A 10,639-nucleotide genomic window follows, 5' to 3' on the forward strand; every position below is an offset into this window, starting at 1 on the left:
TGAACTTCGGTGTCCTCTGTCAGCATCGTTGCCGGTCAGCCACCATTCAACATAATGTGGCATTAAGCGCAATGGGCCTGAACGGCCCGCCGCGCTTAACAAACATTATGTCGGCGCCGCCCACCAATGGGCGCTGCGCGGTGACCTCAACAACGGTGCGCGGCTGGCCGCCGGGTTGAGCTTCTTAGCCCGAGAGGCGCACCGGGCTGCGCCCGCTGCTGTCAGCCTCAATGCTAGCGCCCACCGCCGCAGTCGCCGCCATCCGTGGCGGCTCCGGTGCCCAAATCTGCCTTAAATCGTCGTCGGTGAGTCCGTCAAGGTCAACAGCCCGGAAGGCAGGCCAGCAGGCTGGCCGCAGTTTATTCCCCCTGCCCCACCCCCGCTGCACTGGCTGCGCGCGGCTCGCACTACGCTACGCTGCGTTGCTCGTCCCCGTGCTCGCCATCTCCGCCCCGTGCAGCCCCCAGGGGCTTCCCTGCTGAACAGCGTCACCTGCGGGCTTCGCCAGCCCGCACCCGGCCAACCCGCGTCAGCGGCGCAGGCAAGCTGCGCCGCCGCCACGGGTTCCCAATAAAACCCGGTTCGGGCAGGAAAAGCGGGGCGAAACCCGGCACTGACATCGGGGAAAAAGCGAGCTAAAATCGGCAAAGTGCACATCGGGGTTTTGGGTTCGCGGCGGTGAGTGCGGTGGGACGAAGTAGCTCTTTAACAGGTTGTTATTAAAGAAAAAATCCCGGTCAAAAAGTATGGTCGTGTCGGGGCAGTCCCTAAGATCCGAAAAAGAACGCTGTGATTATCTATCCGGTTAATGAATACGTAGGCGTTTACAGCGGTACCACCAATACCTCTGAAGAAATAGCGACTGCCGATCTCCCTTAATCACTCACCTGACCCGGTATACGCATCCTGCTATACCGGTCTTTATGGAATTCCCATGAAAGCCAGTCACCTTCAAGATGATAAAATACCCCTGGCCACATCACCCGGTCTTACCTGGCCTGTGGTCTTCAGCGTCGCCGGAATAACACTGCTGCGAAGCAAGTCTGTCGTGTGTCAGACGATAGGGGCCAGCCTGACCACACTGTGCCTAGTAAAACTGATAAAAAAACTCGCCACTCTGGTCTGAGGGGTTCGCTACCCGGCACACCCAAATGTGCACCTGAGACGGAACCAGAAGACACTCCTCCCCTGATAAAAACCCCGGACAAAACATACCAACAATTAGTCAGGCGCATTGTTATCCATGAGCTGGCGGTGCTGGCAGAAGCAAGACTCAGCGATGACGCATTTGCTTTTTCTGTGTGCAGTGAAGCATACCTGCATTTTCCCTTATTCATCCGACGAAGGTTTACCCAGGAACAGTACCTCCGTTTTTTGAGGCAAAACCTGCCTATTATCCTTGTACTTTTACGTCAAGTCTGGGATTACCCGTCCCCCACTTCACTCCCGTCTCAAGACAATGAGACATAGCCATCTGCTTCACCCTTGACATTTTATCTTCCGACCAGGCCACTCTCCGGAGTGGCTTTTTCTATCTATTTAAGGAACCTGTTATGACCCGTTTAGCCAGCCGCTTCGGTCGCATTAACCAGATACGGCGTGACCGAGCGCTTACCCATGAAGAGCTGATGAACCATGTCCCCAGCGTATTCGGGAGTGATAAACATGAGTCACGCTCAGAACGCTATACCTATATTCCCACCATCACCATCCTCGAAAGCCTGCAGCGTGAAGGCTTTGAGCCGTTCTTTGCCTGCCAGACAAAAGTTCGCGACCAGAGCAAGCGGGAGCACACCAAACACATGCTTCGCCTGCGTCGTGCCGGTCAACTGACCGGACATCAGGTGCCGGAAATCATTCTTCTCAACAGCCATGACGGCTCATCAAGCTACCAGATGTTGCCGGGGCTATTTCGAGGCGTCTGTACCAACGGTCTGGTCTGCGACCAGTCATTCGGAGAAGTGCGGGTACCGCATAAAGGTAATGTCATCGAGAAGGTGATTGAAGGGGCTTACGAAGTGCTCGGGGTCTTTGACCGGGTGGATGAGAAACGCGATGCAATGCAGTCGCTGGCGCTGCCAGCCCCGGCCCGTCACGCGCTGGCAAATGCCGCACTGAAGTATCGATTTGGTGAGGACCACCAGCCGGTCACGGTATCGCAGTTGCTGACCCCACGTCGCCGGGAGGACTACAGCGATGACCTGTGGACCGTATACCAGCGCGTGCAGGAGAACCTGATGAAAGGAGGTCTGTCAGGGCGAACCGCTCAGGGGAAAAGCAGCCGCACCCGTGCTGTTACCGGCATTGACGGCGATGTGAAGCTCAATCGCGCCCTGTGGGTTATGGCAGAAAACATGCTCGAATTTTTCGGGCGTTAAACAACCGTTCCTGCATAAGGAGATAGTTTAATGGATACACAACACCTTCAATTCACTGAGCAGGCAGCAATTACCGCCTCAGTGGTCCCTGACGAGTTACGCATCGACTTCTGCCCACAGCACTTTGGTTCCATCCCGCAATGGATAACGCTTGAGTCCCAAATCTTTGCCTGGATGGATCGACTGTGTACCGATTATCACGGTGGTATCTGGAACTTCTCGACGCTCAGCAACGGCGGCGCTTTTATGGCTCCTGAGACAGAGAGCGATGAGAAGTGGACATTGTTCAACAGCATGAACGGCAACGGCGCGGAACTTACTGGCGAAGCGGCAGGGATAGTCTCCTGCCTGATGACATACAGCCACCACGCCTGTCGCACCGAGTGTGACGCGATGACTGAGCACTATTATCGCTTACGCGACTACGCGCTAAACCATCCGGAATGCAGCGCCATTATGCATCTTATCGACTGAGGAATGCCGAACATGAATGCCGCATTATCCCCGGTGCCATCGCAGCCTGAACTCTTTCCGCTGACGGTTTTGGCACAACATGGTTACCTGCTCCCTGCGACTTCCGGATTGACACCCTATGCCCAACGGACCATTCGCCGGGCTATCAATCTGCTGGATAAATATCTGCGCCAGCCCGGTATACCCTTTACTTCAAGCACTGCTGCCCGTGACTGGCTTCGGCTACAGCTGGCAGGACAAGAACGGGAAGTGTTTATGGTGCTCTATCTCGATAACCAACACTGTTTACTGGAAAGCGAAACACTGTTTGCCGGTTCAGTTAATCATGTGCAGGTCCATCCCCGTGAGGTAGTGAAGTCAGCGCTTCGCTTCAATGCCGCAGCTGTCGTGCTGGCGCATAACCATCCATCCGGCGATCCGGAGCCCAGCAAAGCCGATCGCCAGATGACTGACAAACTGAAGGAGGTGCTGGGACTGGTTGATGTGAAAACGCTCGATCACCTGGTTGTCGGTCAGGATGGCATTGTGTCGTTTGCAGAACGAGGCTGGATATGAAAATCATCAGTAAGCGCCAGGCCATGGCTCTGTACCGGCAACATCCTGGCTCCCGACTGTTTCGCTTCTGTACCGGCAAATATAAATGGTCTGGCAGTATCTGCCATTATGCTGGCCGGGAAGTTCAGGACATACGCGGCGTTCTGGCCGTCTTTGCTGAGCGCCGTCAGGATCGCAATGGTCCCTATGTCATTCTTCGAAGTGTCACTCTCAATTAATCCTTCCCTTTAATCAGGAACAATAATGAACAATCACTCAGAATCCGGTACCAAACCGGAGAATCTTACCTGCCAGCAGTGGGGACTAAAGCGCACGATCACACCCTGTTTTGGCGCTCGTCTGGTGCAGGAAGGCAACCGGGTGCATTTTCTCGCTGACCGGGCCGGATTCAACGGTGCTTTCAGCGACGATGACGCGCTACACCTGGATCAGGCCTTTACGTTGATACTCAAGCAACTGGAGCTGATGCTCACCAGCGGAGAACTCTCTCCCCGGCATGAGCACTGCGTCACGCTATATCACAATGGACTGACTTGCGAAGCCGATACACTCGGCTCTTGTGGTTATGTCTACATCGCTATTTATCCCGACCAGCTTGAACCCCATTAACTCTACGCTTATCTCTTAAACTCATAGAGCAAACATCATGCAAACCTTATCATCACACCCGACACGGGCGACTCAGCCCTATCTGTCACCCGTTGAAACCTGGCAACGGCTGCTGACTCATCTGTTATCGCAGCACTATGGCCTGACGCTGAATGACACACCGTTCAGTAATGAAACCACCATACGGGAACATATTGATGCTGGAGTATCGCTCAGCGATGCGGTGAACTTTCTTGTCGAAAAATACGGGCTTGTCCGTATCGACCGAAAGGGATTTTCGTGGCAAGAGCAGACCCCGTTTCTTTCCGTAGTGGATATTCTGCGAGCAAGGCGCTCTACCGGCTTGCTAAAAACTAACGTGAAATAAACGCTTAAATACAGAGCAAACTAAAGGAAAGCAAAATGCTAATCTCACCGACAAAGAGACTCCTGCTGTAACCTCCTCCCTCCCCTGCAAAAAACCTGACATTTTCTTTTAGGACCAACAATGGGACCAAAATGAAAATTGAATTGAAGATTACAAGCAATTAAACAACAAGTTACACAACCAATTCAGACTCCGCCAGCTCATTTATGCTCAGTGACAAGCAAAAATTTTAGTTATATCATTAGTTATATCATTAGTTATATTCTTTCTGTATAACTAAAAGGCGTATAACTATATGGCTCGTACAACAGTACCACTTAGTGATACTAAGCTTAAGTCAGCAAAACCTAAGGATAAAGACTATACACTACAAGACGGCAATGGCTTGTACTTGCTCATCAAAACGACAGGCTCAAAGATATGGCGCTTTAACTACTATCGACCTATCACTAAAAAACGGGCACTTGTCAGCTTCGGTAGCTATCCCACCGTTAGTCTTTCAGATGCTAGGCTTAAACGTGAAAATGCTAGAGAACTTCTAGCTAAAGGTGTCGACCCTCAAGAACATAAGAAAGCTGAAGAGCAACGCCTATTTGAAGAAAAAAATAATACTTTTGAAAAAATTGCTCAACGTTGGTTTGAAGTAAAAAGTAAATCCAGCTTACAAGAATCAACCCTAAAAGATATTTGGCGTTCTCTAGAATTACATGTTCTTCCCCATGTTGGTGATACAGCGATCACTGAATTAAAAGCACGTCACTTTATCACCGCTTTAGAACCACTAAAAGCCCAAGGAAAACTCGAATCAGTGAAGCGAGTAGCCCAACGCATTTAATGAAGTGATGTTTTATGCTGTGAACGTTGGTTACCTTGATGCGAATCCGGCTGCAAAGATCACTGCAGCATTTGAAAACCCTGTAGTAAAAAACTTACCTGCTTTAAAACCAGAGCAACTCCCTGAGTTATGGCTGCAATTCAAGGAGTCAACATTGAGAGACAAACCTATTGTTTACTACAATGACAATTGCTGACTATGACTCGCCCTACTGAGGCAGCGGAAGCAACGTGGCGTGAAATCGATCTTGATAATAAACTCTGGACTATTCCACCAGATAGGATGAAGATAAAAAAAGAGCATATCATCCCACTATCCTCTCAAGCATTAGCCATATTAGGGGTCATGAAACCAATAAGTGGTCATAGAGAGCATGTTTTCCCTAGTATGAAATCACCTCATACTAAGCCAATGAATAGCCAAACTGTTAATGCTGCTATTAAGCGTGTTGGCTTTGCAGGCCGCCTTGTAGCACATGGATTCCGTTCCATTGCATCAACCAGCATTGAATGAACATGGATTTCAACCTGATGTGATTGAAGCTGCTTTAGCACATATTGATAGTAATGAAGTAAGGCGTGCTTATAACCGAGCTATCTATCTTGAGCAACGGCGTGAAATGATGGATTGGTGGGGGAGAGTTTGTGGAAAAAGCTGGTAGACTCAAAAAGTCCTAATACACTGATTGAATAATAAGATTTCTTGAGTATTTCCAATAACTATATGCTAAATAAAAGCGAGCTACCATGTATAATTTCTATATGTTCCTGTACCTTACTTCTATTTCATTCTAGAATGATTATTTATTCATATAGCAAGGAATAAATTAATGGGTGAATTATCTAGATATGTGGGTGAAGTTGGCGAAAATATAGCCAATACATTTTTTGATAGAATTGGATGGGGAGCATCTATTTCCGATACAACTTTACCTTGTTTATATAAGAATAAACATTCTGCCAATAAAAAGTCCCCAAGAACGACTCACGGAATTGACAAATTATTCAGCTATGTGAGCAATGTTGAATATCATACAATACAAAATGTATATATTTCATGCAAAAACACATTAAAGGCGTATCCAGCTTCACCAACAACAAAGTTTAAAGGACATATAAATGACTTGATAATTGGGTTAGAGTGTTTTAAACGTTCAATAATAAAACGTGATATTACAAGCCGGTTTAAGGGATATTCTACTCAAAATGATGCAGGTGTTTTATTTTGGATATCCTGCGATGAAAATACTTATGATAATGTTATTGAAAAAGTATCTACTTGTAGAATAGATACAGATTTTGAGTTTGGAAACATTTATATCATTGATAATGCAATAGTAAATTTTCACATTAAAATACTGGATTTTATTGAAAAAAATTCCCAGAATATAACTGGTATTATTATTTATCTGAAACATCTATGGGATATGCAGATAAGTCACTTACAAGAAAAACAAAGATATTACCTGTTGAATATATAAACTCTAGGTTCATAGCATTTGTTTTAAATAATAATTCACATATTGATAAAAAACCAAAATTTATTATTTTCACAAAAGATAGTTTCAGCAAGGATAATTTGGAAATGTATGTTCATGCAGCACGCGAATTTACAAGTGAAATGACAACAGATTATTTTATAATATTTCCTGATTACAATAAAATACAACATAAATCTGATGTAAATCATGTAATGATGAGCATGCCTACAGATCTTAAAATAAATGTGGACATTAGCACTTTTAACGATTTAGGTGTTAGAGGTATGTACAATGAGTGATAATATATTTCTGCCAACCAGAGACTACTTACGTCAACTTATAGGGCAACAGTATGTTAAACCTAATGAATTAAAGAATATCCTTCGTGCAAGGGGAGTATTTACATCTAATGAAGATAAGAAATTACTTGGAAATACATTAATAAAAACAGGACTATCACCTGAAGAATATATAGAACTCAGGGGTTCCTATAAAACAAGGGAAGACAACCCCAAAATTCTAACTAGGCAAATAAAGTGGTCTTCAAGCACATCTCTATTTGATGCTTTAGAATCTGATATTGATTTTGACGAATTACTAGATGATAACTTTGGAACAGTAAGATTATCATCTCAACCATTATTTGCTCTACCTGATAATAAAAATCCTGATATTGTCAGGCTGGACTTTGAAATTGAAAGAAAAGACATAACAAAAAACTGGGGAGATAATACAACTTATCATAAAGGATACATAGAGCTAAACAAAGATGCAACTACATTAGACCTTCAACTAAATTTTTGTCATTCATCCAAAGAGGTTAAAGAATTTGGTAATAGGTTAACAAATTTTATAATAAAAAAATTTAAAAAAGATAATCATATTGTAGATGAAGAAAAAGTTCTTTCAATTAGATTTCATGATTTTGATAATATGGGAAGACAGGGCGAGAGCATGAAAGGCTGCATTTTGAACAAATCGCTCAAATAAAGCACTACCCAATGCTTGAATAGCGTTGAATTGAGTGTTTTTTGTTTATATTTAGATTGTGTTACGTGCAATTTAAGTTCAAAAAACGTTCGTGTTCTCGCCCTGTATGGGAAGAGTTGAATTCCTACATGAACTTTCATTTAATTGGCGATTAAATGAACTTTATTTTAATGACACGAAGGACTTACAATTTTCTCCTGATGGCCTTGATGATAAAGCTCCGAATGATCTTAAATGGATGAAAGATAAAATTGAAGATCTAAAATTAAAAGGAAAAGCTATTCACTCAACATTTTTTGTTTCAAATAAAAGCTATCATAAATATATAAAGCTTTATAAAATTGCATGCGACTACAATTTTACCCACTCTGATTATGAAGGTACTTGTAGAATAAACTATGAATTTCATGATATTGATTCCACAAATTCAGAGTTAAGCGTAGATGTTGTTAATTTAAATTTATCTATGAATAAAGATAATAAAACTCGTGATACTATCAAGGTATCATTACTAAGATTACTTGATAAAAGAAAAATTGAACTATATGAAAAACATAGAATACGCACAACTCCAGAAAACCTTTTATCCAAAAAATTAGTTTAGCTAAAATAATAGCTCTATTTAAATAGAGCTATTACATTTCAATTAAGACATCTGATTTAAAAAGAAAGGAATTTAAATGAATTTATACTCAATCGCCTTTGGATTTATTAGTGGAGTTATCATAACAATAATAGCAGCCATTATAAATCATAAAATAAAAATAAAATCTGAAACGGAAAATAAAATTAGAAACTCCGAATATAAAATCATGCTAAAACTTGGGGAATTATATCAAGAATATTTTTGGCTGGCTACAAATGAGCTCCATAAGAAAAAAACAGATGACTCGATAATTGTAAATATTTATAATATTGCTACAGATATTGCTAAAGAACTACATGAAAATGAAAGTAGCGAGTTTACAGAGGATTTATTAAGAATAATATATGATGAAAGCTATGATACATACAATAACCGCTGGAAAGATATGGCTAATCTATCAGATAGAATGGCCAAAAAACTAGTACCTCAACATAACGCTATAATAAAAAGAATTAATGATGAAAATATAACCTTAATGGCTCAACCATCTTTTATATCTAAAGCTCCTGCAAGTTCTAGGTTCAGATTTAGAATATAAAGCTATCTTATGCTACTCTATTCTTTCTATTAAGATAAATTAGTACCAGTAATAGTACTGGTACTATCGCTCAAATAAGTGGCTAAGTTAAATATCTTTTTTCACAAAACAGTACCGCCGCCCCACACCTTTGCGTACAGCCCGCGTATTTTTCCCATCAGCATCACGCAGTAAAATACCTTGTGTAGCTAGATATTCCAGAAGTAAATTACGTTTTTGACGGTCAGGTTCAATTCCTTTTAAAATATCACTTTTTACAGCCAACATTTCTACACTATCAATTTTCTTTTTAAAAACAGATAGTTGATTAATTTCACCACTATTAAGTGAATTTTCTTCATCGAGATCAAACACATCACCTAAAGAAAGTAACTTTAACAACTCATCAGGTATACAAATATTATCTGAGGAGTGTTTAGTCTCAACTTTATTCAAATAAGCCATAGCATCTAGATAACAGCGAGAAATTCCATTCATTACTGCTTTTTTAGTGAATGGTAATACTTTATATTTAATAGCTAGAGCACCTGCTGCATAAGTTAATGCAAAACGCTTAGCTGTCCGTACTTCTACTCTATTATTTTTATCGATATTATGTTTTTTCAGGAAAAACTCTATCCGTTTATTCAGATATTGCTTCACTTTTTCTGGCTCTGCCTTACGCTGGGGAACATATTTTTTCTTGATTACCACCGAACCTCAGCTAGCTTCAACAGACGCTGAGGTTCGGTGGTAATGCAAGAAGCGAAATGGCCGTCAGTCAACACGATAATAGAAGTCGCGAGTGAACGAACAGAGCACAATAAAACGTATTGTGACTCACGGTGGTACTTAAGTTCCTTGTCGGTAGATGCCGGGCAGGCAGCAAAAGCAATTCGCTCGCATTGGGGAATAGAAAATCAGTTGCACTGGATACTCGACGTTGTTTTCCGGGAAGACGAACTGAGCATAAGTGATCCGGTGGGAGCGGCACATATGGCGTTATTTAATCGGGTCAGTCTGAGTCTTCTGAAACAACACACACGGATGAAAAACAAGCAAAGTGGAATCCCGCCCTGACTGCATAGTGGCACCAAAACGAAAGGCGCGACACTGACGAAACGGGTATAACTGAGCAAGGTAGGGAAATCATTGTGGTGATATTTCCAGAGGAATTCCAGATAGAAGGCTTTAAAGTTACGGTAATGTGACAGGTGAAAACGGATCAAAATGGTCATGATTTCACTGGGATACATATGACCTTGCCTGCGGCGCAGACGGTATCCGTTATCGAGACAAAATTGTTCCCACTGTGGGATAAAAAAGTGGCAAAAATCATCGACATTACAGAAAATTTCAACTAAGTTGTCCATGATCTGTTCCTCCCCGGAGCTGTTTAGATGTGCACCAAAACATTGCTCCTGGAACAGGCTTCACGTCAATTTCTTATCCAGAATTTGGGTTAATTAGCTATTCTGGCCGGTAACGCGGTCAGCCAGTGATAAACCGCTGACAAATCAACCTCGTAAGTGTGAAGCATCAAACAGACTCCCGTCACCAGCGACGTCAATGCTATCCCGGTCAACAGCCAGCACTGCATAATAACGGTAAGTGGCTCATGGTGTCAGTATCCAAATGAAGATAAGGAAGTTGTAGCGTGCATGGTCCAGACGGTGAGATGACCGGAGCCTTACGCATTACGCCCGCAGGACGTGGTTTTAAGTTGAGAATAAAAATCCGGTATAAACAACATATACCGGATTATCATATCAAGGTTAAATTATCCAA

Annotated in this window: 14 protein-coding genes and 3 pseudogenes; 14 read left to right on the forward strand and 3 right to left on the reverse strand. The window is 43.0% G+C overall.

Going from position 1 to position 10,639, the window contains the following annotated elements; translation table 11 throughout:
- The first annotated feature begins 1,050 nt into the window (after positions 1–1,050).
- From C5471_RS00005 to C5471_RS00065, 13 genes and pseudogenes are all read left to right on the forward strand, one after another.
- Complete coding sequence (locus C5471_RS00005; RefSeq protein WP_166295502.1) at positions 1,051–1,470, forward strand: hypothetical protein; 420 nt, start codon at positions 1,051–1,053, stop codon at positions 1,468–1,470.
- Between the two features lie 83 nt (positions 1,471–1,553).
- Positions 1,554–2,378 (forward strand): DUF932 domain-containing protein, encoded by an 825-nt coding sequence (locus C5471_RS00010; RefSeq protein ID WP_133813648.1) that lies wholly within the window; start codon positions 1,554–1,556, stop codon positions 2,376–2,378.
- 30 nt (positions 2,379–2,408) lie between these two features.
- Positions 2,409–2,852: an antirestriction protein gene (locus C5471_RS00015; protein WP_133813647.1), complete on the forward strand. Its 444-nt coding sequence runs from the start codon at positions 2,409–2,411 to the stop codon at positions 2,850–2,852.
- A 12-nt stretch (positions 2,853–2,864) separates the two neighbouring features.
- A complete protein-coding gene (radC, locus tag C5471_RS00020; protein WP_133813646.1) occupies positions 2,865–3,407 on the forward strand; it encodes a RadC family protein in 543 nt (180 codons plus the stop codon).
- Positions 3,404–3,625, forward strand: coding sequence for a DUF987 domain-containing protein (locus C5471_RS00025; RefSeq protein WP_032680445.1), 222 nt, complete (start codon positions 3,404–3,406; stop codon positions 3,623–3,625). The genes radC and C5471_RS00025 overlap by 4 nt, the downstream gene beginning before the upstream one ends.
- Before the next feature lie 25 nt (positions 3,626–3,650).
- On the forward strand, positions 3,651–4,016 hold the full coding sequence (locus tag C5471_RS00030) for a type IV toxin-antitoxin system YeeU family antitoxin (protein ID WP_133813645.1): 366 nt from the start codon (positions 3,651–3,653) through the stop codon (positions 4,014–4,016).
- A gap of 37 nt (positions 4,017–4,053) precedes the next feature.
- Positions 4,054–4,383, forward strand: coding sequence for a TA system toxin CbtA family protein (locus C5471_RS00035; protein ID WP_133813644.1), 330 nt, complete (start codon positions 4,054–4,056; stop codon positions 4,381–4,383).
- 295 nt (positions 4,384–4,678) lie between these two features.
- Positions 4,679–5,879, forward strand: a pseudogene (locus tag C5471_RS00040) (integrase domain-containing protein).
- Positions 5,880–6,047: 168 nt separating this feature from the next.
- Positions 6,048–6,698 carry a PD-(D/E)XK nuclease domain-containing protein gene (locus C5471_RS00045; RefSeq protein ID WP_133813643.1) on the forward strand — a complete coding sequence of 217 codons (651 nt, stop codon included), beginning with the start codon at positions 6,048–6,050 and terminating at the stop codon, positions 6,696–6,698.
- Positions 6,638–6,997: a hypothetical protein gene (locus C5471_RS00050; protein WP_133813642.1), complete on the forward strand. Its 360-nt coding sequence runs from the start codon at positions 6,638–6,640 to the stop codon at positions 6,995–6,997. The genes C5471_RS00045 and C5471_RS00050 overlap by 61 nt, the downstream gene beginning before the upstream one ends.
- A complete protein-coding gene (locus tag C5471_RS00055) occupies positions 6,990–7,688 on the forward strand; it encodes a hypothetical protein (protein WP_133813641.1) in 699 nt (232 codons plus the stop codon). The genes C5471_RS00050 and C5471_RS00055 overlap by 8 nt, the downstream gene beginning before the upstream one ends.
- A gap of 106 nt (positions 7,689–7,794) precedes the next feature.
- Positions 7,795–8,292 (forward strand): hypothetical protein, encoded by a 498-nt coding sequence (locus C5471_RS00060; protein ID WP_133813640.1) that lies wholly within the window; start codon positions 7,795–7,797, stop codon positions 8,290–8,292.
- Positions 8,293–8,368: 76 nt separating this feature from the next.
- On the forward strand, positions 8,369–8,872 hold the full coding sequence (locus tag C5471_RS00065; protein ID WP_133813639.1) for a hypothetical protein: 504 nt from the start codon (positions 8,369–8,371) through the stop codon (positions 8,870–8,872).
- A gap of 87 nt (positions 8,873–8,959) precedes the next feature.
- On the opposite strand, the gene C5471_RS00070 is transcribed toward C5471_RS00065, so the two are convergent.
- On the reverse strand, positions 8,960–9,565 hold the full coding sequence (locus C5471_RS00070; RefSeq protein ID WP_133813638.1) for a hypothetical protein: 606 nt from the start codon (positions 9,563–9,565) through the stop codon (positions 8,960–8,962).
- Positions 9,566–9,619: 54 nt separating this feature from the next.
- On the opposite strand from C5471_RS00070, the pseudogene C5471_RS00075 reads away from it, so the two are divergent.
- Positions 9,620–9,907: pseudogene (locus tag C5471_RS00075) on the forward strand (ISAs1 family transposase); the annotation flags it as partial.
- A 23-nt stretch (positions 9,908–9,930) separates the two neighbouring features.
- Here C5471_RS00075 and C5471_RS00080 read toward each other — a convergent pair.
- Together C5471_RS00080 and C5471_RS00085 are read right to left on the reverse strand one after the other, a co-directional pair.
- Positions 9,931–10,224, reverse strand: a pseudogene (locus tag C5471_RS00080) (IS982 family transposase); the annotation flags it as partial.
- 89 nt (positions 10,225–10,313) lie between these two features.
- The gene (locus C5471_RS00085; RefSeq protein ID WP_166295500.1) at positions 10,314–10,451 is read right to left on the reverse strand and encodes a hypothetical protein; all 138 of its coding nucleotides are present in this window, start codon (positions 10,449–10,451) and stop codon (positions 10,314–10,316) included.
- Positions 10,452–10,639: the final 188 nt, after the last annotated feature.

The sequence above is a fragment of the Photorhabdus tasmaniensis genome, assembly GCF_011189505.1.
Taxonomy (GTDB): domain Bacteria; phylum Pseudomonadota; class Gammaproteobacteria; order Enterobacterales; family Enterobacteriaceae; genus Photorhabdus; species Photorhabdus tasmaniensis.